20 protein-coding genes and 4 pseudogenes are annotated in these 22,595 nt (G+C 63.3%); 20 read left to right on the top strand and 4 right to left on the bottom strand.

Features of this window, described 5'->3' with window-relative positions:
• The first annotated feature begins 14 nt into the window (after window positions 1–14).
• The 4 genes and pseudogenes from K6K41_RS00755 to K6K41_RS30060 all read left to right on the top strand — a co-directional run bounded on the left by K6K41_RS00755 (window position 15) and on the right by K6K41_RS30060 (window position 6,024).
• Window positions 15–3,180 (top strand): annotated as a pseudogene (locus tag K6K41_RS00755) (efflux RND transporter permease subunit).
• Between the two features lie 214 nt (window positions 3,181–3,394).
• Window positions 3,395–3,895: a DUF6036 family nucleotidyltransferase gene (locus K6K41_RS00750; RefSeq protein ID WP_261403537.1), complete on the top strand. Its 501-nt coding sequence runs from the start codon at window positions 3,395–3,397 to the stop codon at window positions 3,893–3,895.
• A 290-nt stretch (window positions 3,896–4,185) separates the two neighbouring features.
• Window positions 4,186–4,443, top strand: a complete 258-nt coding sequence (locus tag K6K41_RS30065) for an HVO_A0114 family putative DNA-binding protein (protein ID WP_378148680.1) — start codon at window positions 4,186–4,188, stop codon at window positions 4,441–4,443.
• A gap of 434 nt (window positions 4,444–4,877) precedes the next feature.
• Window positions 4,878–6,024 (top strand): annotated as a pseudogene (locus tag K6K41_RS30060) (nucleotidyltransferase family protein).
• A gap of 51 nt (window positions 6,025–6,075) precedes the next feature.
• Here the strand turns inward: K6K41_RS30060 and K6K41_RS00730 are convergent.
• Window positions 6,076–8,494 (bottom strand): annotated as a pseudogene (locus K6K41_RS00730) (heavy metal translocating P-type ATPase).
• Window positions 8,495–8,631: 137 nt separating this feature from the next.
• Here K6K41_RS00730 and K6K41_RS00725 point away from each other — a divergent pair.
• The 16 genes and pseudogenes from K6K41_RS00725 to K6K41_RS00650 all read left to right on the top strand — a co-directional run bounded on the left by K6K41_RS00725 (window position 8,632) and on the right by K6K41_RS00650 (window position 19,126).
• Entirely contained in the window at window positions 8,632–8,970 is a 339-nt protein-coding gene (locus K6K41_RS00725; RefSeq protein ID WP_261403535.1) for a hypothetical protein, read from the top strand.
• A gap of 105 nt (window positions 8,971–9,075) precedes the next feature.
• The gene (locus K6K41_RS00720; protein ID WP_261403534.1) at window positions 9,076–9,759 is read left to right on the top strand and encodes a Crp/Fnr family transcriptional regulator; all 684 of its coding nucleotides are present in this window, start codon (window positions 9,076–9,078) and stop codon (window positions 9,757–9,759) included.
• Window positions 9,760–10,247: 488 nt separating this feature from the next.
• The gene (locus K6K41_RS00715) at window positions 10,248–10,508 is read left to right on the top strand and encodes a hypothetical protein (RefSeq protein WP_261403533.1); all 261 of its coding nucleotides are present in this window, start codon (window positions 10,248–10,250) and stop codon (window positions 10,506–10,508) included.
• 92 nt (window positions 10,509–10,600) lie between these two features.
• Window positions 10,601–10,873 (top strand): metal-sensitive transcriptional regulator, encoded by a 273-nt coding sequence (locus tag K6K41_RS00710; RefSeq protein WP_428978618.1) that lies wholly within the window; start codon window positions 10,601–10,603, stop codon window positions 10,871–10,873.
• Window positions 10,870–11,298: a hypothetical protein gene (locus K6K41_RS00705; RefSeq protein ID WP_261403531.1), complete on the top strand. Its 429-nt coding sequence runs from the start codon at window positions 10,870–10,872 to the stop codon at window positions 11,296–11,298. Before K6K41_RS00710 ends, K6K41_RS00705 begins: the two co-directional genes overlap by 4 nt.
• A 128-nt stretch (window positions 11,299–11,426) precedes the next feature.
• A complete protein-coding gene (locus K6K41_RS00700) occupies window positions 11,427–11,660 on the top strand; it encodes a hypothetical protein (RefSeq protein WP_261403530.1) in 234 nt (77 codons plus the stop codon).
• Window positions 11,661–11,755: 95 nt separating this feature from the next.
• Window positions 11,756–12,472: a TolC family protein gene (locus K6K41_RS00695; RefSeq protein WP_261403529.1), complete on the top strand. Its 717-nt coding sequence runs from the start codon at window positions 11,756–11,758 to the stop codon at window positions 12,470–12,472.
• 417 nt (window positions 12,473–12,889) lie between these two features.
• Complete coding sequence (locus K6K41_RS00690; RefSeq protein ID WP_261403528.1) at window positions 12,890–13,093, top strand: hypothetical protein; 204 nt, start codon at window positions 12,890–12,892, stop codon at window positions 13,091–13,093.
• 14 nt (window positions 13,094–13,107) lie between these two features.
• Window positions 13,108–14,509 (top strand): annotated as a pseudogene (locus K6K41_RS00685) (multicopper oxidase family protein).
• A gap of 26 nt (window positions 14,510–14,535) precedes the next feature.
• Window positions 14,536–15,012, top strand: coding sequence for a cupredoxin domain-containing protein (locus tag K6K41_RS00680; protein ID WP_261403527.1), 477 nt, complete (start codon window positions 14,536–14,538; stop codon window positions 15,010–15,012).
• A gap of 23 nt (window positions 15,013–15,035) precedes the next feature.
• A complete protein-coding gene (locus tag K6K41_RS00675; RefSeq protein WP_261403526.1) occupies window positions 15,036–15,320 on the top strand; it encodes a copper-binding protein in 285 nt (94 codons plus the stop codon).
• A 60-nt stretch (window positions 15,321–15,380) separates the two neighbouring features.
• The gene (locus K6K41_RS00670; RefSeq protein ID WP_261403525.1) at window positions 15,381–15,827 is read left to right on the top strand and encodes a DUF305 domain-containing protein; all 447 of its coding nucleotides are present in this window, start codon (window positions 15,381–15,383) and stop codon (window positions 15,825–15,827) included.
• Window positions 15,828–15,860: 33 nt separating this feature from the next.
• The gene (locus K6K41_RS00665) at window positions 15,861–16,382 is read left to right on the top strand and encodes a hypothetical protein (RefSeq protein ID WP_261403524.1); all 522 of its coding nucleotides are present in this window, start codon (window positions 15,861–15,863) and stop codon (window positions 16,380–16,382) included.
• 51 nt (window positions 16,383–16,433) lie between these two features.
• Window positions 16,434–18,299, top strand: coding sequence for a multicopper oxidase domain-containing protein (locus K6K41_RS00660; protein WP_261403523.1), 1,866 nt, complete (start codon window positions 16,434–16,436; stop codon window positions 18,297–18,299).
• A gap of 219 nt (window positions 18,300–18,518) precedes the next feature.
• Window positions 18,519–18,749 (top strand): hypothetical protein, encoded by a 231-nt coding sequence (locus K6K41_RS00655; protein ID WP_261403522.1) that lies wholly within the window; start codon window positions 18,519–18,521, stop codon window positions 18,747–18,749.
• A 71-nt stretch (window positions 18,750–18,820) separates the two neighbouring features.
• On the top strand, window positions 18,821–19,126 hold the full coding sequence (locus K6K41_RS00650; protein ID WP_261403521.1) for a hypothetical protein: 306 nt from the start codon (window positions 18,821–18,823) through the stop codon (window positions 19,124–19,126).
• A 174-nt stretch (window positions 19,127–19,300) separates the two neighbouring features.
• Here the strand turns inward: K6K41_RS00650 and K6K41_RS00645 are convergent, their stop codons facing one another.
• The 3 genes from K6K41_RS00645 to K6K41_RS00635 all read right to left on the bottom strand — a co-directional run bounded on the left by K6K41_RS00645 (window position 19,301) and on the right by K6K41_RS00635 (window position 22,594).
• Window positions 19,301–20,308, bottom strand: a complete 1,008-nt coding sequence (locus K6K41_RS00645) for an SAVED domain-containing protein (protein WP_261403520.1) — start codon at window positions 20,306–20,308, stop codon at window positions 19,301–19,303.
• Window positions 20,305–20,817 carry a Mov34/MPN/PAD-1 family protein gene (locus tag K6K41_RS00640; protein ID WP_261403519.1) on the bottom strand — a complete coding sequence of 171 codons (513 nt, stop codon included), beginning with the start codon at window positions 20,815–20,817 and terminating at the stop codon, window positions 20,305–20,307. The genes K6K41_RS00645 and K6K41_RS00640 overlap by 4 nt, the downstream gene beginning before the upstream one ends.
• A gap of 301 nt (window positions 20,818–21,118) precedes the next feature.
• Complete coding sequence (locus K6K41_RS00635; RefSeq protein WP_261403518.1) at window positions 21,119–22,594, bottom strand: ThiF family adenylyltransferase; 1,476 nt, start codon at window positions 22,592–22,594, stop codon at window positions 21,119–21,121.
• Window position 22,595 lies beyond the last annotated feature (1 nt).

Here is a 22,595-nt window from a genome sequence, read left to right as displayed (position 1 = left end):
GCGGGAGCGTCGCAATGATCGCCCGCCTCATTAGCTGGTCAGCGCGCAACGTGACGCTGGTCCTCATCGCCACCGCCTTCGCCGTGGCCGCCGGCCTCTATGCGTTGAAGACACTACCGCTCGACGCGATCCCGGATCTCTCGGACGTCCAGGTGATCGTCTACACCGAATATTCCGGGCAAGGCCCGCAGGTCGTCGAGGATCAGGTCACCTATCCGCTGACGACCGCGATGCTCACGGTTCCCAAGTCGAAGGTGGTCCGGGGTTTTTCGTTCTTCGGGGTTTCGTTCGTCTATGTGATCTTCGAGGACGGCACCGACCCGTACTGGGCCCGCTCGCGCGTGCTCGAATTCCTGAGCGCCGCCGCGTCGCGCTTGCCCTCTTCAGTGACGCCGACGCTCGGTCCTGACGCGACCGGCGTCGGCTGGGTGTACCAGTACGCGGTTCTGGCGAAGAACCTCACGCTCGCCGAAACCCGCTCCCTGCAGGACTGGCGGGTTCGCTTCGGCGTGTCCGGCGCCGGTGGCGTCGCAGAAGTCGCGAGCGTCGGGGGCTTCGAGAAGCAGTACAACGTCGTCGTCGATCCGCAGCGGCTGCGGACGCTTGGCGTTCCGCTATCTAAGGTTCGGGACGTCGTTCGCGGCGCGAACATGGACACAGGCGCCGCACCGTCGAGCTTAGCGAGTTCGAGTTCATGGTTCGCGGCCGCGGTTACGTGAAGTCGCTCGCTGATCTCGAGAAAGCCGTGGTGAAGGCCGACGGCGGGGTGCCTGTCCTTCTCAAGGACGTAGCGCGCGTCGAACTCGGCCCGGACGAACGCCGCGGCGTCGCGGAGCTCAACGGCGAGGGCGAAGTTGCTAGCGGGATCGTGCTGCAGCGGTTCGGCGCCAATGCGCTCGAAGTAATCGCGAACGCCAAATCGCGCATTTCGGAACTGATGCCGAGCCTGCCGTCAGGGTCCGAGATCGTGCCCGTCTACGATCGCTCGACGTTGATCGAGGCCGCGATCGAGACGCTCAAGGGCACGCTGGTGGAGGAGAGCATCGTCGTCGCGCTGGTGACGATCGTCTTCCTGCTTCACGTCCGAAGCGCGCTGGTCGCGATCCTCATGCTCCCCGTCGGCATTCTGATCGCCTTCGTCGCGATGCGGGCGCTCGGCATCGGCGCGAACATCATGAGCCTTGGCGGCATCGCGATCGCGGTCGGCGCCATGATCGACGCGGCGATCGTCATGATCGAGAACGCGCACAAGCATCTCGAGCGTGCCCCCGAGGGCAAGCCTCGGATCGAATCCGTGATTGAAGCGGCGTCGGAGGTCGGGCCATCGCTGTTCTTCAGCCTGGCCATCATCACGGTATCCTTCCTGCCGATCTTCACGCTCGAGAGCCAGGAAGGGCGGCTCTTTGGACCTCTCGCCTTCACAAAGACATTTGCGATGGCCGCCGCAGCACTTCTGTCGGTGACGCTTGTGCCTGCCCTGATGGTTCTCTTCGTCCGGGGCCGGATCATTCCCGAGGCGAAGAATCCGGTGAACAGGATCCTGATCGCGATCTACCGACCGATCATCCGTGGAGTCCTGAAGGCCAAACCCTCACGCTCGCGCTCGCGCTCGCGGCGCTCGCGATCTCCGTATGGCCGGCGACGAGGCTTGGCAGCGAATTTATGCCTCCGCTCGACGAAGGCACGCTGATGTACATGCCGACGACCCTACCGGGTCTGTCGATCACCAAGGCGGCCGAATTGCTCCAGATGCAGGACCGGATCATCAAATCGTTTCCGGAGGTCAAGACGGTCTTCGGCAAGGCCGGGCGCGCCGCGACGGCGACGGATCCCGCTCCGACCGAGATGTTCGAGACCATCATCAACCTCAAACCAAAGGCTGAATGGCGGCCCGGCGTCACGACGGAGAGCCTGAAGGCCGAAATGGATCGGGCGCTGCAGTTCCCGGGCGTGTCGAACGCCTGGACCATGCCGATCCGCGCCCGCATCGATATGTTGGCTACCGGCATTCGGACACCGGTCGGCGTCAAGATCTTCGGTTCCGACCTCGGCGAGATGGAGAAGATCGCAAAGCGCGTCGAGGCGGTCCTGAAAGGCGTGCCCGGGACCTCAAGCGCCTACGCGGAACGCGTGATCGGGGGCTACTACCTCGACATCACGCCCGATCGCGCGGCGCTCGCTCGCTATGGTCTGATGGTGAGCGACGCGCAGGACGCCGTCTCCTCCGCTTTGGGCGGCGAGGCTGTGACCACCACGGTCGAGGGCCGTGAGCGCTACTCGGTCAATGTTCGCTATCCCCGCGACCTGCGCGATGATCCGGACGCGATCGGCCGCAACCTTCTCATCGCGCTGCCGAACGGCGGAACCGTGCCGCTCGGCGAGGTCGCCAGCATCGAGCGAACGCGGGGACCGACATCGATCCGGACCGAGAACGGCCAACTCGCGGTCTATGTGTTCGTCGACATCACGGGCCGGGACCTCGGGGGCTATGTCGCCGAGGCCCGGCGCACTGTCGCGGATCAGGTCGCGCTGCCGACCGGCTACCAGATCGCCTGGAGCGGTCAGTTCGAATATCTCGAAAGGGCCGAGGCCCGTCTGATGATCGTCGTCCCCGTGACGTTGATGATCATCTTCCTGCTGCTCTACCTGAATTTCCGCAGATTGGCCGAGACGCTGATCGTCATGCTGTCCTTGCCGTTCGCGCTCGTCGGCGGCCTCTGGCTGATGTGGTGGCTCGGCTTCAACCTGTCTGTCGCGGTCGCGGTCGGCTTCATCGCGCTCGCCGGCGTCGCCGCCGAGACCGGCGTGATCATGCTGATCTATCTCGATCACGCGCTCGAAGAGCTGAAGGCGCGCCGCGCCTCACAGGGGCGGGTCTTCACGCGCGCCGACCTGCACGAAGCCATCATGGTCGGCGCGGTTGAGCGCGTGCGGCCGAAGATGATGACCGTCGTCGCGATCATGGCTGGCCTGCTCCCCATCCTCTGGAGCACAGGGGCGGGATCCGAGGTCATGCAGAGGATCGCCGTTCCGATGATCGGCGGAATGGCGTCGTCGACCATCCTGACCCTTCTGGTCATCCCGGCCGTGTATGCGCTGGTGAAAGGCGTCGGCCTGGCGCGGTTCGATCCTGCGCGCGACGAAATCGGCGTCGGGGCGGCTCCAGCGAGCGGAGGGTAGAGATCGTGCTGTTCATGGCGTCGAAGTCGGTCGAATTCCTCCTGTCGCCGTCGAATGTGATCGGTCTGCTCGCCGTGCTGGGGCAGAGGACGCAAAAGCCAAAGCCGACCTGCGGCTAAACCGCAGCAGCAAGACGACTGCGGTTGAATGAATATCATGATATGATATTATCTTTCGTGGGATAGGAGAGAGCATGCCGATTGAAGCTTCGACGGTGGATGATCTCTTCGCCAAGATCGGTTCGGCGCTTCAAACGCCCGCAACGCTCTGCGTGATTGGGAGCACGCCCGGCATTGCCACGGGGCAGAAGGAGCGTCAGACCCCAGATATCGACGTATGGTTTGCTGGCTCTAGCTTTGACGTCGCAGAGCTATCTACAGTCTGTCGAAACATCGGTGTTCTCTACGATCCGAAAGGCGAAATCGATCCAGATACGATATATATACAAATAATCAGGCCTGGTGTCGTTCAGCTTCCCAAGGATTTCGAAACAGAAACCATCGGAAGATATGGTCAGCTTACGGTCATTATGCCAACCCCAGATTTGTTGGCTGCCGCAAAACTTGTTCGATCAAGCCCTGCTGATGTTCAGGACGTTGTCTGGTGGGTTAAACAGAGAGGAATAGATCTCTCTGACATCGAGTTGGCCATTAAAAGCTTCCTCGAGCATCTGACCGGGAGGCTGCTTCCGAGAATCTCGTTTTCGTTGAGCTAACGACTGGTCGAGGCCATAAATGAGCAGATCTCCAAGAGAGCTGTATGTTGCTGCGCTTGACGCGCTGCTACGCGGGAATACGGCTTCAGTCGCCCAGAGTCGTGATTGGGAACTGCTCCGTGAAATATCTCGGCTGGCGACGTCGGATGCTCCAGTCGAACTGGCCGCGACAGATCCCGCGCTATTTCAAAGCTGGCGATCTGCAGTGACGCGTTTTCATCTGGCTGGATGGAGCGCCATGACGCCTGACCGGGTCGATCAGGTTGTTCGCCGAGTGCACGAAAAACAGCATGCCCCCGCTCTCTAAGTCGGAGCTCATCCTAAAGGCCCTCACAAATCGAAATATCGAACTCATTCGTATTATCAATCGAGAGGAGCCTGAAAGCGTCGCGGAACTAGCTAGACTAGCGAACCGGTCTCAATCAAACGTCTCAAGATCTCTGTCTTCATTAGTAGATCTTAATATAATAAGATTGGAAGGAAGGCGACCAAAGCGCCCTGTATTAAATGTGCCATCCGTAAGCATCAGATTTTTTGAAATAATTTGAACTAGACAATATTGGGCGATATTTCAATCATCGCCGATGTGGAGACCAGAGCAGATTGTCATTCTCATCCGGAGCCGATCGGACGCACCCTTCATCGCGCTGCTTACGCAGCGCCTTCGATCCTCGACGCTTTACTTCAGATAGCAGCTTCCGATCGCGAGCGTCGTCGCGGCTAGCGAGATGACTCTCTGGGCAAGCACTCGAGACGTCATAGGCCGAGCCGCGTCAGCGATCTCCCGCGATAGAGCACGCGTGAGTTCGCCGGTCCCGAAAATGCCTCGGCAGGGCGTCTTTGGAAACTGATCACAGGATGCGTTTGATGCATAAAACCGAAAAATGTGAGCTATATCAATTTCGCGAAATTAGTATAATCGGCTTGTCCAGTGGACTCAAAATCGTTATATTAATCTCGCGAAAATAGTATAGCGAAAGCCATGAAATCAATCGGCCACATCTATCAGACCCTGTATTCCGAGCTCGCCCAGCGCAGCCTCGACGCCCGGTTCGCAAGCGATTTCCCGGCCGACGGACGGTTCGTGCCCGTAACGGTCAAGGACCGCAAATACTGGTACTTCGATCGTCCCGCCGGCGACGGCACCAGTAAGCAGGACCGGAGCTACGTCGGACCGGCCGACGACGAGGAGATCACCAAGCGCGTCGAGGCGTTTAAGGACTTGAAGGCCGACGTCAGGGAGCGGCGGAAAATCGTCTCGACCCTGATCCGGGAAGCCTATCTGCCGCGCCCCGACAAGACCGCGGGGGACATCGTGCAGGCGCTTTCCGAGGCCGGTCTGTTCCGTCTGCGGGGCGTGCTCGTCGGAACCGTCGCTTATCAGGCCTATTCCGCCATGCTGGGCGTCCGGCTCGAGATACGGCGATGCTCACCGGCGACGCTGATTTCGCCCAGTTTCATTCCATCTCGGCGGCCGTCGGCGATCAGCTTCCGCCGGTCCTTGACGTCCTGCGTTCCGTCGACGGGACCTTCCGAGAAGTTCCACACATGAATGACGGGCGACTGTCGACGCAGTTTGTCTCGCGTTCGGGCTACAAAGTTGAATTCCTGACCCCGAACCGAGGGTCCGACGACAACGCGGGCGGACCTGCGCCGATGCCGGCCCTTGGGGCGCGGCGGCCCAGCCGCTGCGCTTCTTGGACTTTCTGATCTATCAGCCCGAGCGCGCGGTGCTGCTGCATGGCGCGGGCGTGCCGATCCTCGTTCCCGCCCCGGAACGCTTTGCGATTCACAAGCTCATCGTCGGATCTCGCCGCCGGACGGACGGCGACGGAATGGCGAAGAGCGCAAAGGATCGCCTCCAGGCTCTGACGCTCATGAACGCCATGATCGAGCTGCGCCACAAAGAGGACCTCGCGGACGCGTATATGGAGGCCTGGAACCGCGGGCCGGCGTGGCGGGACGCCATCGGCTCGAGCCTGCGAAGCTATGACGACGACGACCGCTTCGGCCTGCGGCGGAGCCTTTCCGAAGGCGTTCAGGCGCTTGGAGCCAAACCCGCCGACTACGGACTTTACGATGACGACGACCGCCGCGAAGCGGCCGCCGACGCAGGCGAGGCGCACTGAACGAGGCCGCAGAGGCGTGGGATCTCGGGCTCCCCGGCACGCGCGTCGCTTTCAGATCTTTGTCGCCCTCAGCCTCAACGCGTTGCCGATCACGCTCACCGACGACAGCGCCATCGCGGCGGCCGCCACGATCGGCGACAGCAGCAGCCCGAAGACCGGATAGAGCGCGCCGGCGGCGATCGGCACGCCTGCGGCGTTGTAGACGAAGGCAAGCGCCAGATTCTGCCGGATGTTGGACATCGTCGCCTTCGACAGCGCGCGCGCCTTGACGATCCCCATCAGATCGCCGCGCACGAGCGTCACGCCGGCGCTCTCGATCGCCACGTCGGTTCCGGTGCCCATCGCGATGCCGACATCGGCGGCCGCGAGCGCCGGTGCGTCGTTGACGCCGTCGCCGGCCATGGCGACCACACGTCCTTCGCGCTTCAGCCGCTCGACGACCGCGTGCTTTTCTTCCGGCAGCACGTCGGCCACGACCTCGTCGATGGCGAGGGATCGCGCCACGGCCTCGGCCGTCGTCCGGTTGTCGCCGGTCAGCATCACGATCCGCATGCCTTCGGCCTTGAGCGCCTTCACGGCGTAAAGGGTGCTCGGCTTGATCGGGTCGGCGATCGCGAAGACGCCCGCGGCGCGGCCATCGACGGCGGCGAAGATCGCGGTCGCGCCCGAACGGCGAAGCGCGTCGGCCTTGTCCGCAAGCGCGCCGAGCTCGACGCCGGCGTCTTCGAGATAGCGAGCCTTTCCGAGCAGGATTTTGCGGCCGCCGACCGTTCCGCTTACGCCCTTGCCGCTCGGCGCATCGAAATCCTCGACGACGGGGATGGTCAGCTGCCGGTCCTCGGCGGCCGTCACCACGGCGCGGCCCAGCGGATGCTCGGAGGCGTGCTCGACTGCGGCCGCCAGGCTGAGAAGATCGTTCTCCGACACCCCGTCGGCGACTGCGATGTCCGTCACGGAGGGGCGGCCCTCGGTGAGCGTGCCGGTCTTGTCGACGACCAGGGCGTCGACCTTCTCGAGACGCTCGAGCGCCTCGGCGTTCTTGATCAGGACGCCAAGCGACGCGCCCTTGCCGACGCCGACCATGATCGACATCGGCGTCGCGAGGCCGAGCGCGCACGGGCATGCGATGATGAGCACGGCGACCGCCGCAACGAGGCCATAGGCGAAGCGCGGCTCCGGGCCGAACGCGGCCCAGGCAATGAAGGCGAGCGCCGCGACCGCGATCACGGCCGGGACGAACCAGCCCGAGACCTGGTCGGCCAGCTTTTGGATCGGAGCGCGCGAGCGCTGCGCTTCGGACACCATCTGCACGATGCGGGCGAGCATCGTGTCGCGGCCGACCTTCTGCGCGCGGATAGTAAGGGCGCCGGACTGGTTGATGGTCCCGCCGATGACGGCGTCGCCGACCGCCTTCGCCACCGGCATGGGCTCGCCGGTGACCATCGACTGGTCGACGTTCGACCGGCCGTCGGCCACTTCGGCGTCCACGGGAATTCGTTCGCCGGGACGGACGCGGAGCATGTCGCCGACGGCGATGTCTTCGACCGCGACGTCCTCTTCCGTACCGTCCGCCCGCGCGCGGCGCGCGGTCTTGGGCGCCAGGTTGATAAGCGCGCGGATCGCGCCCGACGTCTGGTCGCGCGCGCGCAGCTCCAGCACCTGGCCGAGCAGAACCAGCACGGTGATCACCGCGGCGGCCTCGAAATAGACGGCGACCGCGCCGTCCGGTCCTCGGAAAGCCGGAGGAAACAGGGCGGGCGCGAGCGTCGCCACCACGCTGTAGACGTAGGCGACCCCAACGCCCATCGCGATCAGAGTGAACATGTTGAGGTTGCGCGAGCGAACTGAAGCCCAGCCGCGCTGGAAGAAGGGCCAGCCGGCCCAAAGCACGACCGGCGTCGCCAGCGCGAACTGAATCCATATCGACGTCGCAGGCGGCACGACATGGTGGATCGCGGGGAGGAGATGCCCGCTCATCTCCAGCACGAAGATCGGCACAGCGAGCGCAAGCCCGACCCAGAAGCGGCGCGTCATGTCCGCCAATTCGTGATTGGGCTGGGCTTCCGCGCTGACCAGCTCCGGCTCGAGCGCCATGCCGCAGATCGGGCAAGAGCCGGGGCCGACCTGTCGGATCTCGGGATGCATCGGGCAGGTGTAGGTCGCGCCCTCGGGCGCCTCGGCGTGCTCAGCCTTGCTCTCCCCGGAATATTTCGCGGGGTCGGCTTCGAACTTCGACTTGCACCCGGCCGAGCAGAAGTAATGCGAACTCCCGCCGGCGTCGGACCGGTGCTTGGCGGTCGCGATCTCGACCGTCATCCCGCAGACCGGATCGATGGCTGCCGGCGCCCGACGCATGGCTCTCGCTTGAATGAGCATGGGCGCCATCTCGACGCTCGCCCTCGGCGCTGCGGTGATGCCCGTCATGCCCCCCGCAGCACGATCCTGAAGAGTGATGGACAGGGTCCGCCATCGTCGCCTCTCAAATACCAAGGTGGGGTATATACGAAGTTGATCTTTATACCCTGCAGGGGTACGGTGGCAAGCTATCGGATTCGGACCCCGTCAGTGCACGCTGTTCCATCTTCACGTCGGATCGAAAGGCGTCGCTTGACAGGCGTCTTCGCCTACCTGATGCGGCTGCTGTTTGTGGCGCTGATGACGATTGGCTTCATGGGGCTCCACTCCACCGCCGAAGCCGGGATCGTTCATCACGGCGAGAACGGCGAGTTCGTGTGTGCTTCCCCAAATGACGCGGGATGCCAGGACGAGGCGAAGTCTGGGGCGAATGATCTCTGCGGCCCTTCGGTTTGCGCAGCGGTTCCGGCGCCGGAGCCCCGAGCGTTCCCACATCTCTCGCTGTCTGATGCACTGACCTTTCGATTCTTCGAGACAATCGCTCTCGGCGCCATGATGGATCGCGCGACGCCGCCGCCCCGACGGCTCTGACCGCCACGTTTCGCGCAGCCGTAAGGCCTTGGGGGTCGAACGGCGAGGTCATCCTTTATGGGGCGGCGACAGCCATCAAACGCGCTTGCGTTTCGCGCGCCGCCAATGGTTTCAGTCATGATCCAATCGTCACGCATCGCGGCGGCGGCGCCGCATCGCGTCAGCTTTATCCCGGACATACTCGAGAGCCACGCGGCCGAGCTTGGCGCGCGCAGGCGCATTCTTCCGAAAGGCCAGACCGTCGATCTGCCGGACGGCGAATGCTGCGTCCTGATCGTGGTCGCGGGAATGCTGTCGGTCGTCACGCCAACGATCGACGGCAAGGAGGCGTTTCTGTCGGACGTTCGCCCCGGCGAAATGGTCGGCGAAGCCTTCGCCTTGGGTAACGACAGCGTTCCGCTCGCGGTCACCGCCGTCGAGCAGACTGAAGTTTGGGCATTGCGAAAGCCGGCATATCTGCGCGCGCTTTCCGACGTGCCTGAGTTCACGGTCGCGGCGATGGACGCGATGTGCCGGCGACAGTGCCGCACCAACCTGCGAATGGCCGAAAGCGTGACCATGCATGTGGCCGATCGGCTAGCGGCCGAACTGCTGCGGATGGCGCAATCGAGCGATGACGGCGAGCATATCGAACAGCTTCCAACCCATCGGGAACTTGCGGTGAGGATTGCCAGCCATCGCGAGGCCGTGACGAAGGAACTGAGCCGGCTGGAGCGCGTCGGCGCCATACGGCGCGAGGGTCCGCGGTTGGCTTTGGTGGGGCCGTCCTGGTCGAGGGATGGCCTGTGAATGCGAGGGCCGCGGCCGTGGGGGCTGCCGCGGCCCTCTTTCTCACAGGATGAAGATCAGTTCTTCACCCAGTGAGAAGCTCCGCCGGGGCTCCTGCTCGGGTCAGGCAGGGCATTCGTCTCGAGGAAGCGTTGACGTGCTCCCAGCTCTTCGTCGGAAGCTTGTTCGGCGGGATGGTGCGCATCACCCAGCGACCATCAGCGTCAGGCGTAGAAAGCCCGGACTGCATCGGGGCGGTCAAAGGATGCGCAGAGGCGGTCGCGGCCACCGCGCTGGCAAGAATGAGGCCGAAACCTAATGACCTGAACATGTTCCTCTCCTTAAGCCGGCGGCGTTTGCGCCGGTGTTTGGAGAACATCTGACAGATCACGCCGAAGACATGTGGCGATCGCCACATCGCGTTTTCTTTTTGGCCGCTACTTTCGCACTGGGCTGGCGGTCAACGCGGCTCGCGTGACATTCAACAGGTTCAGATCGAAGGAGTTAACGTGTCTTATCTTGATCGCGCCATCGTCGCTGGAATCTTCGCAATCGGTCTGGCTGCTTCGTCAGCGGCGTTCGCGGAAGACAAAAACGCGACCCAAAACAATGGTCCGGCTCGTGAATCGGCCAGCAGTTCGTCTCATGTCGAGGTTCCAGCTCCGAAAGCTGGCGCGGTCGGTCAGGGGACAAAGGACGGCCGCCCAGCCGAGAAGGCGGACGACGGCAAGAAGGTCACCCCGACGCAGACCAGCGGACACGATCACTAACCGATCTTTGAGCCGGGACGTTTGCGACAGGCCATCGTCCCGGCCCTTTAAAGAGCATTGCATTGATACCCGGACTGGGTATTATGGAAACGATGATGGCGGCTGCTAAATCCTCCTGCGCCAAGCGCCTGAACCGGATCGAAGGTCAGGTTCGTGGAATCGCGCGCATGGTCGAGGAGGACCGCTACTGCATTGACGTCGTGACCCAGATCGCGGCGGTCCGCGCCGCGCTCAAAATCGAAGAGGTTATCCTCCAGGATCATGTGGGTTGCTGCGTCGAGCACGCCATCGAAAGCGGCGACAAGGACGAGCAGCGGAAAAAGGTAGCTGAGCTGGTCGACGTGCTCGGAAGGGTGCGGGGATGAGCCTGAAGGCGTTTTCCCGTGTGCTGGCCGGCTTTGCCCTGGCGCTGACGTTCTTCATCGCTTGGACAGCGCCCAGCCAAGCTCACGGCGGCCACGACGCTGCTATGACGTCGCAGTCGCACCAAGCGTCGGCGGAGGCTGCATCGACCACGACGCACGACCTCGCCGAAGTCGGCGATCGCGCCACAACTTCAGCCAGTGCTTCAGAGCCGGATTGCGCGGGACACGTTTCCGCGCCGGATGGGTCCACCAAGACCTGCTGCAGCAACACCTGTCATGCCGTCATGTCGACCGAGCTCGGGCTTCCCGTGGCGTTGTCGATGGCTGTTGCGGTTTTGACCTCAGGGACCGAACCGTCTGCGCTGCAGGGTCCCTCGATCTTTATCAAGCGCCCTCCCAGACGTCCGTCCGCGTTGGTCGGCTGACGTCTTGAGAACGTTTGCGCCCGGATGATCGTCCGAACCTCGTGAACCTTCCCCCAGTCGTCTGATCGACCGCGCTCGCCGGCGCAACCAGCGCCATCGCGTCCGTTCGTCAGATCTCGGGGTACTTCATGAAGCCGCTCGTCTCGGCCGTTGCAGCGTCGTTCGCTGCGCTTTTGAGCGCCTGCTCGGCGCTGCCGCCATCACCCGTCGTAGGCCCAGATGCGGCCGACCCATCGGCTCCCGCGCCGCGCAATCGATATGTCTCGGTCACTGCCGGCATGGCCAATTATCGCCCGGTAGAACCCAAGCCGTGGCTCGAGCAGAACAAGGCCGTCACCTCCAAGCCGATGGAGGGCATGTGATGAGCTTGCTCCGCTCCCGTTTTGCGCGCGTGTCCGTAGTGACCGCTTTGTCCGCGACGCTGGGCGCCTGCGCTTCGATCTCCGCCGATCGCGGCATGACGCCGGTCGTCTCGCGCGTTTCTCTCGATCTCGGCAAGGACACGGCGAAGATTGTGACGCCGGCCGACGCGGCCGCGGTCCAATCCCGCGTCACGAGGTTGCTCGCCAAGCCTTTGACCGCTGACGCCGCCGTCCAGATCGCGCTCCTGAACAATCGCGGTCTACAGGCGGAGTACAATGCGCTTGGCGTTTCCGAGGCAGAGTATGTGGAGGCGAGCCTCCCCCCGTCGCCTACGGTTTCGGTCGAGCGCGTCACCTATCGGGGCGAACTCGATATCGAGCGCCGGCTGATTGCCGATCTTTTGCAGCTCATCACGCTGCCAAGGCGCGCGAAGATCGCTGAGACCGAGTTCCGCGCGGCGCAATACAAGACGATCCAGGCGACGTTCCGGACGGCGGTGAAGGCGCGACGCGCGTTCTATCAAGCGGTAGCTGCGCGCGAGACGGCGGCGTTTCTGGAAACGGCGCGGGCGTCGGCGTCGGCGTCGGCCGAGCTAACCAAGAAGCTCGGTGAGACCGGCGCCACGACCAAGCTCAATCAGGCCCGTTCGGGAGCCCTCTACGCCGAGGTTGCGACCGAACTCGCGGAAGCGCGCCTTGACGCGATCAAGGAGCGCGAGGCGCTGACCAGGGAACTCGGTTTGTGGGGCCGGGACCTCGACTACAAGCTTCCATCCCGGCTTCCCGGTTTTCCCCCTGAAGACGCAGGGTGACGTTGAGGCCACCGCTCTTCGTCGTCGCGTTGATCTCATCGGCGATCGGTTTGAGCTCGACGCGCTGGCGCAGAGCTACGGGCTGACTGAGCAGACCCGCGCGATCTCCATGCTCGAGGTCACCGGCCTCGCCAATCATTCGAAATCGGCGGAGGGCGACAAAGCCAATCCGAAGGGATTCGAGGTCGCGGTTCAGATCCCGATCTTCGATTTCGGGAAAGCGCGCTCCGCGAAGGCCGAAGAGACCTACATGGGCGCGGTCAACAGACTGCTTGAGAAGGCGGTCAACGCCCGCTCGGAGCTCGCGAGGCCTATGCGACCTATCGCGGCCGCTACGACATCGCGAGGGCGTTCCAGACCCGTGTCCTGCCGCTTCGGAAGATCATCACCGACGAGTCGCAGCTCCAGTACAACGGCATGCTGGTCGACGCCTTCGAGCTTCTGACCAACGCCCGCGAGAACGTCGCCTCGAACGTCGCGGCCATTCGCGCCAAGCGCGATTTCTTCATCGCCGACGTCGACTTCCAGGCCGCCCTTATCGGAGGGGGCGGCGCCGAGGAGGCGTCGCCTGAGCCGAAGCTCGCCTCGGCCGCCTCCTCATCCGCCGCATCGCCTCAGTGACCGGGAGAGACATCATGACCGTCTCGCGCAGATCCTTTCTGTCCGCATCCGCAGCGGGCGCACGTCGCTGGTCGCGGCGGCCGCAGTCTCGGGCCGCGTTCAGGCCGCTTCGATCCCCGAAGCGGCGACCATGAAGGACGCGGCCATGCAGCCGCCGCTCGTCCCGTCGACGGGCCCCGACTACAACCCGGTCGTCACGCTGAACGGCTGGACCGCGCCCTGGCGCATGAACGGCGAGTGGAAGGAGTTCCACCTCGTCGCCGAGCCCGTGATCCGCGAGCTCGCCCCGGCATGGTGGCGCATCTGTGGGGCTACAACGGCCAGTCGCCGGGTCCGACCATCGAGGCGGTGGAGGGCGACAAGGTCCGGATCTTCGTCACCAACCGCCTGCCGGAGCACACGACCGTCCACTGGCACGGGCAGCTCCTACCCTCCGGCATGGACGGCGTCGGCGGACTGACCCAGCCGCACATCAAGCCCGGACAGACCTTCGTCTACGAGTTCCAGCTCCGGAAGAGCGGGACCTTCATGTACCACCCGCACGCCGACGAGATGGTCCAGATGGCCATGGGCATGATGGGCTTCTTCGTCGTGCATCCTAAGGACCCGGCGTTCCGGCGTGTCGATCGCGACTTCGTCTTCCTGATGTCGGCCTACGACATCGACCCGGGGACCTACGTGCCCCGCGTCGCGGAGATGACCGACTTCAACCTCTGGACCTGGAACACCCGCGTGTTCCCGGGCATCGACCCAATCGTTGCCGGCAAGGGCGACAAGGTCAGGATCCGCTTCGGCAACCTTACCATGACCAACCACCCGATTCACATGCACGGCTACGACTTCAAGGTGTCGTGCACGGACGGCGGCTGGGTGCCGGAGGCGGCGGCGTGGCCCGAGGTCACCATCGACTGCGCCGTCGGGCAGATGCGGGCCTTCGACTTTGTCGCCGACGTGCCCGGCGACTGGGCGATCCACTGCCACAAGTCGCACCACACCATGAACGCCATGGGCCATGAGGTCGCGAACTTCATCGGCGTGAACAAGAAGGACATCGCCAAGAAGATCAAGGCGGTTGTGCCTGGCTACATGCCTATGGGCAGCGCCGGAATGGCCGACATGGGCGAGATGGAGATGCCGCTCCCCGACAACACGCTGCCGATGATGACGGGCTTCGGCCAGTTCGGGCCGATCGAGATGGGCGGGATGTTCACGGTGGTGAAGGTCCGGGAGGGCGTCGAGCGCGGCGACTACAAGGATCCGGGTTGGTTCAAGCATCCCGAAGGTCAGGTCGCCTTCGAGTGGAAGGGACCGCAGCAGGCCGCGACCAGCCAGCCTCCGGCGAAAGCGATGCCCGGCGACATGGAAATGAACGTCGTGAAGCCGAAGGCCGGCTCCGGCGGACACGCAAACCACTGATCTCAGGAAAGATTGGAACACTCGAAATGAAACAGATGTTCAAGTTCGCCGTCATTCTGGGCGCGGCGTTGCTTCCGACGCTTGCCCTTGCCGACGCCGGCCACGATCACGGCGGATCGCGGGCTTATGGCGAGCCTGGAGATCCCAAAAAGCCCAATCGAACCATCGAGATCGTCATGAAGGAAACTGACGACGGCAAGATGATATTCGAGCCGAACTCGGTGTCCGCCAGCAAAGGAGAACAGATCCGGTTCGTTCTGAAAAACGAGGGCCAACTCGACCACGAGTTCATGCTGGCGACGCGGGCTGAAAACGATAAGCACGCGATCGCGATGCAGAAGGCTCCCGACATGGAGCATGACGATCCGAACGGACGGCGGATCGCGCCGGGCAAGACCGATGAAATCATCTGGAAATTCTCGAAGTCGGGCGAGTTCAACTTCGCCTGCCTGATCCCGGGCCATCGCGAGTCCGGGATGGACGGCTCTGTCGCCGTCAAATGACGAAAAACCTCAAGGAGAAGAACATGAAAGTCATCAAGACCGCCGTGAGCGCCGCCGCCTTCGCGCTGCTGGCCACGACCGCTGCTTGGGCTGTGGAAGGGACCGTCAAGAAGATCGACGAGAGCGCCGGCAAGGTCACGCTGGAGCACGGTCCGATCAAGTCTCTCGGCATGGATGAGGGGATGACGATGGTCTTTAAGGCCGGAGATCCTGCGATGCTGAAGTCGGTCAAGGTCGGCGACAAGGTCAACTTCGAGGCCGATCGCGTCAATGGCCAGATCACGGTCACCAAGATCCAGAAGAACTAATCTTTCCAGAAGCGGGCGCGGTGAGCGCGCCCGCTTCGAATACGATTTCGGAGACGCGAGATGTTGAGGATACTGCTGGCGACGGCGTTCGCCGTGAGCGCAGGGGCCGCGATGGCGCAGGACGCCAAAGCACCGCCGGAGGGAACGGAGAGCCTGCCCAAGGCTTGCCAGTCGGCCTCGCCCGGACAGGGCATGACGGGCAAGGCGATGGAGATGGGCGACATGGCGTCCCACTCGATGTCCAGCATGGGCGAACCCCAGATGGCTTCGATGAAGGCCATGCAGGAGATGAACCGGACTATGAGGGCGACGCATGGGATCAAGGATCCCGACCTCGCCTTCGTCTGCGGCATGATCGCTCATCACCGCGGCGCGGTGGCGATGAGCAAGATCGAGCTGCAGAGCGGCAAGGACGATCAGGCCAAGGCCTGGGCCAGGAAGATCATCGAGGACCAGGAAAAGGAGATCGCGGAGTTCGAGGCCTGGGCGGGCAAGCGCGCCCAGTAGAGCCGCCGTCAACCGGAATCGAGGGAGGAAGCCATGGCCTGTCCCGCCGCCCGATCGCTGTCTTGGCCTCGCCGTCACAGCATTCTTGTCGGAGCCCTTCTCGGCGCTCTGGCGTCGGTAGGGCCGGCCGACGCGACGGGAGCGGGCCCGACGAAAAGCGCCGTCGACACTGACGTTCTCGCCAATGTCCTGTCGACGGCCTTTCTCGCCGACAACCTTAGCCGTGTCTGCGCCGAGCAGAACCGATGGTTTCTGGAGGACACCAAGGGCGCGGAAGGCGACGGTCGCGCATTCGCCGAGCACATCAAGGCGGAGATCCTGTCCCGGGTATCGGAGAGCGACGCTGGCGTCGTCGTGATCCGGGCGGCGAACGCCGCGAGGGCCATCTCTCTCGGATTGATCCACGTGATGAGCGGCGACTCCGCGGCCTCGGAGACCGAGCGCCTGGTTGCATGGTGCGAGACCACCGCCAAGCCGCTCGTTAAAGGGATTCTGGCGCAGCACGACATCCGGCATGACCTCTATGACCGGATGCTTTCCCAGGCAAAACAATAACCAGCTCCCGACGCCCTCGTCGTTCGGCGAGGGCGCGATCGAGGTCTTCGCATGTTCGTTCAACCTGTCGATTATTTTCTCGCCGTCTGGTTCGCGCTAGCCTTGGCGTCGACGCTCTACGTCGCGGTCGACCAGTATAGGAACAATCCCGAGCCGGTCGTGATGAAGTGGGGGTTTATCCTCGTCACGCTCTACATGGGTCCGATCGGCCTTCTGCTTTATGTGCTTGCCGACAAAGAGCCGCGGCCGGGAAAACATGAGGAGTTCGTCAAACCGCTCTGGAAACAGGGCGCGGGCTCGACGATCCATTGCGTCGCCGGCGACGCGACGGGCATCATTCTGGCGGCGGTGATCACGGCCTCGCTTGGGTTGCCGATGTGGCTCGACCTGATCGTCGAGTATCTCGCCGGCTTCGCCTTCGGGCTCTTCATTTTCCAGTCCCTGTTCATGAAATCGATGATGGGCGGAACCTACTGGGAGAACGTTCGCAAGAGCTTTCTACCCGAATTCATCAGCATGAACTTCATGATGGCCGGCATGGCGCCGGTCATGAGCCTGCTGATGATGGGGCGCGACATGCGCGCCATGGAGCCGACCGAGCTGCTGTTCTGGGGCGTGATGTCGCTCGGCGTGATCGTGGGGTTTGCGACGGCCTATCCCGCCAATGTGTGGCTGGTCGCCAGAGGCCTGAAGCACGGCCTGATGACGGAGCGGCCGGAGGCGAAGTCACAGGCCGGCCACGCGGGTCACGACGGCCGTAAGGGCGGCGACGACGACCGCCACACTGACGCCGGGCATAGCGGCATGGGAGCGGGCGCGACGGTTCCGCAGCTTGCGGCAATCGGCGGCGTTTCGGTTCTGGCCCTCGGGCTCGGCATGGTCTCGCCGGCGAATTGGGTGAATATGTCCCTGTCCGCGAAGGACGTGCGCGGCGCGATCATGCCGCCCGGCATGATCATGGACCGCGACACGCCGGCCGACGCCATGCTGGACATGGCGGCCGCCGATCCTCGGCTGATCTCAGCGACCTTCGGGCCAAACGTCCGGGGCGATCAGGATGCGCCCTTCCGCATGGAAGGCGACGTCAAGGTGTTCGATCTCGAGCCGACCGTGATCCGCTGGTCGATCCTGCCCGGGGTGACGGTCGACGCTTACGCCTACAACGGTCAGATCCCCGGTCCCCGCCTCCATATCCGCCAGGGCGACACGGTCCGGATCAACGTCAGGAACAGGTTGCCGGAAGATACCACCATCCACTGGCATGGCCTGATCCTGCCGAACCAGATGGACGGACCTGCGGAGATCACCCAGAAGCCGATCGAGCCTGGCGGGTCATACAGCTATGAATTTACTGCCGAGCAGCACGGCACCTACTTCTACCATCCGCACGCCAAGCCCGACCGGACCCAGGCGCTCGGCCTATATGGCGCTCTGATCATCGATCCGGCCAATCCGGCGGACGAGGTCACGGCCGACCATGACTACGTCATCCAGTTGCAGGAATGGCTCAAACGGGAGGGCCTGACCTATCCGGCGATGCCGATGGAAGGCGGCATGCCGAACTACTTTACGATCAACGGCCGGGCCTATCCCGCGACCGACACGATCCGGATGAAGGTCGGCGAGACGCTCAAGGTGCGGTTCGTCGGAACCAACAATGGGTTCGTTCACCCGATGCACATCCACGGCGGCCCGTTTCAGGTCGTCGCGCGGGACGGGGAGACAATTCCGGAGGCGGGGCGGTTCCTTGCCGATACAGTCAATGTGGGCCCCGGGCAACGCTATGATGTCGTCTGGACGGCGCGCCGGCCTGGCAAGTGGCTGATCCACTGCCATATCCCGCATCACACCTCGAACAACAATGTCGAAGAGAAGGGCGGCGGCGGGTTGATGACCGTCATCGACGTTGCGGGCTGAGGTGAGCCGCAAACGCGCCTCTTGGATCGATCCGAGACCGGTGGGCGGCGGCCGTCGACGTTGTCAGCGTGCTGCCGGCCACCGGTTCGCTGTCGCGGGCTTGTGTCAGAACGGCGTCGCTGACAGACCGCCGATGTGGCGACCGCCACATCGAGGATGCACGCGATGCGTCACCTTCACTCCAGCTCAAGTTCGAGCGCAGCAGATGGAGTGAAAGAAATGAAGACGCTTCTGGTGGCGAGCCTGGTCGTAATCGGCTCGATGGGGGCAGCGCTCGCAGACGACGCTACGATCCCGAACTCCACCAATCAGCACGGTCGCGACCGCGCTGACTTTTACGCCAGTGTTCCCGACTTCGCGACGTTGACGGGCAAGCCGAAGGCCGACGACCAGGCGTTCGAGCAGGTGTCGACCAACACGCACGATCATCGCAGCGTCGTGATCCGCTGACCCGGACGAACTGAGTGAGGCGCTTCGGCCTGGTTCGCCGGCCGGGCCGAAGCTGATCTGGAGACAAGTCAGTGCGCGATAATGAACGCATGTCGCTCAGAATCGTAGCGGTAGCCGCCACCTTGGCCCTATTCGGCTTTCTTTCGATCGCGCGTTCGCAAGCGCATTCGTCAGCCTCAAGAGAGGAAGTAGCTCCAAAGCCTGCATTTAAGCGAATCGGACTGACGCCGCCGTCGTGCGATGACTCCAAACGGGTGGTGCTGAAGACCCTTACCAACGATGCGGCCGTCCGCCACGAGCAATCCGCCCACTGGATCCGTCACAACTTCAAAGGATATCAGATGAAGCCGAAGTGCGCTTTGGTTCAGATTCGGTGAACGCAGGCCTATTTGAAGCAAAACATCTGCAGATGCGAACACGGTGTTCCTAACGCTGACCGCAGTTGTCTTCCAAAGTCACGCACGGACAATTGCAGGCCGATGAATCGCTCCCAGGGGCATTTCGATTCCCCATGGATAAGGCGGGGTCATATCTCGTTTCGAACTGCCACACTACGAGCGCGGCAGGTTGCGGCGATCGTAAGCACGCCCTAGGCGGACAACCAGACTGTTCGGCGCCGCCAGAACGAGATGGATCCTCCGAACCCCGCAGCCTTCGAGCGCAATAGCGGCATCGAGAAACTGCTCGGCGAGCGCGGCCTGCTTCTCAGCCGACCAATGTGCGTTCACATCTCCGTCTTCCAGCGTTAACCGGACAACCGGGAGTTTTGGGAACGCCGATTCAAGATTGCGGTCAAGGACCGGATAGGAGACCGCTACCGCCATCACGGCTTCGGGCGAATCTTTAGGCGAATCCAAACCCTCGACTTCGAACCGCTTTCCGTCGTCGGGGGCGTCCAGAGCCCTCCAACGCTCAGCCGTCCGGTCCCAGTCCATAACGAAGAGTTTTCCTTCATCGTCGATCAGAACACCGGTGAGAAATGTGTATGGCACCGGCGCAAGCCCCCCATACACGACAGTGAAGTCGCCGCGGTCGGCGCCCGCGGCCGCCTGACGGATTTGGTTTGGCAGTGAAATCGCTTCCTCAAGACCTCGTTCGGGATGAGTGATCTCGCCGTCATATATCTGTCTGAAGTCCAAGATCCGCGGTTCGCGCCGACCGAGGATCAGATCGGGAACTGCGTCCGCCAATGCGCGGCCGATTTCGAACCGAAGTCCGCGGGCCTCAAGTACGAGGACGCGCTTTTTGGACAGGAGATCGCGCTCGTGGCGATACCTTGCCCACTCTTGCCAAGGACCCCACGCCAGCAGCCCAAACCCGAATAGAAGCAGAGCCCAGGTCAGAAACGTCGGAGTTCCGCCACCTGTATCGAAGCTGAAGCGCAAAGGACCTTCCAGGGTCGGGAGCTCAAGTCCGATCGCCCAGCCGCTGCAGACGAAGCCTACGATCGCGAGCCCGCACCACATGCCGTAATGCGCGAGCAACCGAGGCCGCACGAGCCAGCCGACATAGGTTCGCAACGCGTCAGCGACGGCGCGCACGAGATAGTCGAACGTCATGCCGACCGCCTCTCTTCTTGATAGCTCGCGGGGGAACTAACAGGGGATCGCGCCAGGGGATAAACAGCTGCGGCGTCGCATGCGGCGACGAACAGCTCCTCCATCGGATGGCGCTGCCCTACGACGACGAGGACAAAGCCGTTCAGGGCATGTCTTGAACGAACCACCGCCTCGGCAATTGATTGCAGGTCTATGCCCGAGGGACTTGGATCGCGCTCCGGATGGGTGTGCCAAGTGCCGATAAAATGAAGTCCGACGCGATGAAATTCGTCGATTTCGTTCTGCTCTGCAGCGCGATCCGGTCGATAGGACCATCGCGTTCTTTGGTCGGTCGGGCGCGGCCCGGTAGCGCGCTCGACCGTGACGAGCTTGTCGGCAAACCGAGCGAAAAGAGAACCTCCGGCTTCGCGCTGCCAAAACCGGAGTTGCCGGTACGTCGCGAAATGGTCGACGACCTCCTGAACGAACATCAAGCGCTGGTCAGAACTTCCGACGACGTATTCGATCATGCCGGTAGGATCTCCGCGCCGAGAGGCGCCGCCCACAGTCGCTTCGTCAGAAACCCTCCTTCCGATCGGCCATCGACAAGGCTTGTCCACTCGTCCGACCATACACCGCCAGCGCCGTCGAGCAGTCGTTCGGCGCATGCCCATATCCTGTGCGTCGAGGCGATGACGCCGCCGAGCAGACAGTCAAGAGCGAGGTCGGCGACCATGCTCGTGATGAAGCCCAGTTCGACGGGTCCGTAAGGTTGAAAGACGGCGCCGCAGGCAGGTTCATGGGCGATAGTCGGCCCGTTTGGCCACGCGGTCACTTCAAGCTTCGGCTTCCCTGTCGAATCGAAGCCATCCCTGAGCCGCTTGCCCTCATGCAGGATCGCGACGGCATGACCCGCGCAGGCGTGGCTTCAGTCCAGCCATAGACAACCGGCCCCGGACAGACCGCGCCTTGATGCCATTCATCCAGCATGGCTTCCGCAGCCCAGTTGCCGAGCGCGGAGATGACTAGGTCAGCTTCGAGGAGTCGCTCTGGGCGCTCCAAGAGAAGACGCTGAAGGTCCATGACTTCGGCCTCCACGAGGATGTGGGGCAGGTCGCGCCGTATTCGCAGAGCGAGTTCGCGCGCCTTCGGCTTGCCGAGAGACGCCGCGCCGAGAGGATGCCTGCTGAGGTTTGCCGCCTTGAGTCCGTCGTGATCGACGAGGATCAGCTTGCCGACGCCAGCTTGGGCAAGCGTCGTGGCGACGGGGGCGCCGACCGAGCCGCAGCCCAAGAGCACGACGCTTGAGCCGCGCAACGTCGCGAAGCGCGGATCGCGGGCGCGCCCGTGGATCCAGGAAGGATCGGCGCGCTCCACGATGAAGGCCTCGCCTGCCGACCCGCCAAAGTATCGGCGAGCCGCCACGTGGGGTGGGATTCGGCTGGGCCTGAAACCGCGGCCGGCGGCGACTTTAGATCGGGCGACACCGGGCTGGGGGATAAGGAGGCCCGCATATGCGTCGCCCGCGTCGGCGCGCATGCCAAGAACCACCGGCAAGGCGCCCGGCAAGGTCGCCGCCGCGTCGTCGAGGATACTTCTTGCCTCGCGCTGGTCGGAGAGATCGAGCAAATCCGTGCCCGTCTTGGGAAACTGTGACGGCGTTAGGGGCCGACCGATCCAGAGAAGGGCTCCAGCAGCGGTCTTGAGATCTCGCTTTCGCAGATCTCCATAGCAAGCCCGCAGCCAACGATGAATGGCGTCGTCGTCGTCAGCGAGGAGCAGCAAATCTTTTCCCCACCACGCGCGGATTGCGCGGGAACCGCCGTCTGGCTCGAAAAGCCCGAGCACGGCCCGGCCTGCCACTTCCGCGGAGCCAGGCCAATAGGAGAGAAACTCCGCGCGAAACTCGGCATCGCAGCTCTCGGTCACACACCGGCGCACAAGCCCGAACGCCATCTCGAACAGAGCAGCTACGCCACCGATCGGGTCTTCGGACGAGAATGCCGCTTGTTCACTCGTTAGACAGAGGAAGCCATCTCGTTCCACATGTGGCCACACTCCAAACGCCGGGCGGTCAACGAGCAACAGCTTTGCTGGCCGAAATGGAAAGGCAGCGTCGACCACAATGTCGACACGCCTTTCACCGTCCGCGAAGTCAGCAGACACACGCCAGCCGGCGATCGGAGAGCCACGGAAATGGACGAGATCGCCGGCTTCGAGCCGTTGGACGCTTGACGTTCGTTCCACAAGCCACGTCTCGACCGCTGCGATGGCTGACGTCCGTCGATGGTCAAGAGCGTCGGGCACG

Source organism: Chenggangzhangella methanolivorans, assembly GCF_019797865.1.
In the GTDB taxonomy this organism is placed as follows: domain Bacteria; phylum Pseudomonadota; class Alphaproteobacteria; order Rhizobiales; family Methylopilaceae; genus Methylopila; species Methylopila methanolivorans.
Note: the sequence above shows the minus strand (reverse complement) of the source record. Positions and strands in the feature narration are given on the sequence as shown.

Excerpts from the sequence above, each read along its gene's own strand:
- K6K41_RS00660 (WP_261403523.1), top strand. The coding sequence starts at position 16,434 with ATGTTCGTTCAACCTGTCGATTATTTTCTCGCCGTCTGGTTCGCGCTA.
- K6K41_RS00645 (WP_261403520.1), bottom strand. The coding sequence starts at position 20,308 with ATGACGTTCGACTATCTCGTGCGCGCCGTCGCTGACGCGTTGCGAACC.
- K6K41_RS00700 (WP_261403530.1), top strand. The coding sequence starts at position 11,427 with ATGAAGCCGCTCGTCTCGGCCGTTGCAGCGTCGTTCGCTGCGCTTTTG.
- K6K41_RS00720 (WP_261403534.1), top strand. The coding sequence starts at position 9,076 with ATGGTTTCAGTCATGATCCAATCGTCACGCATCGCGGCGGCGGCGCCG.
- K6K41_RS00695 (WP_261403529.1), top strand. The coding sequence starts at position 11,756 with ATGACGCCGGTCGTCTCGCGCGTTTCTCTCGATCTCGGCAAGGACACG.
- K6K41_RS00665 (WP_261403524.1), top strand. The coding sequence starts at position 15,861 with ATGGCCTGTCCCGCCGCCCGATCGCTGTCTTGGCCTCGCCGTCACAGC.
- K6K41_RS00705 (WP_261403531.1), top strand. The coding sequence starts at position 10,870 with ATGAGCCTGAAGGCGTTTTCCCGTGTGCTGGCCGGCTTTGCCCTGGCG.
- K6K41_RS00675 (WP_261403526.1), top strand. The coding sequence starts at position 15,036 with ATGAAAGTCATCAAGACCGCCGTGAGCGCCGCCGCCTTCGCGCTGCTG.
- K6K41_RS30065 (WP_378148680.1), top strand. The coding sequence starts at position 4,186 with ATGCCCCCGCTCTCTAAGTCGGAGCTCATCCTAAAGGCCCTCACAAAT.
- K6K41_RS00690 (WP_261403528.1), top strand. The coding sequence starts at position 12,890 with ATGCTGGTCGACGCCTTCGAGCTTCTGACCAACGCCCGCGAGAACGTC.
- K6K41_RS00640 (WP_261403519.1), bottom strand. The coding sequence starts at position 20,817 with ATGATCGAATACGTCGTCGGAAGTTCTGACCAGCGCTTGATGTTCGTT.
- K6K41_RS00680 (WP_261403527.1), top strand. The coding sequence starts at position 14,536 with ATGAAACAGATGTTCAAGTTCGCCGTCATTCTGGGCGCGGCGTTGCTT.
- K6K41_RS00670 (WP_261403525.1), top strand. The coding sequence starts at position 15,381 with ATGTTGAGGATACTGCTGGCGACGGCGTTCGCCGTGAGCGCAGGGGCC.
- K6K41_RS00710 (WP_428978618.1), top strand. The coding sequence starts at position 10,601 with ATGATGGCGGCTGCTAAATCCTCCTGCGCCAAGCGCCTGAACCGGATC.
- K6K41_RS00655 (WP_261403522.1), top strand. The coding sequence starts at position 18,519 with ATGAAGACGCTTCTGGTGGCGAGCCTGGTCGTAATCGGCTCGATGGGG.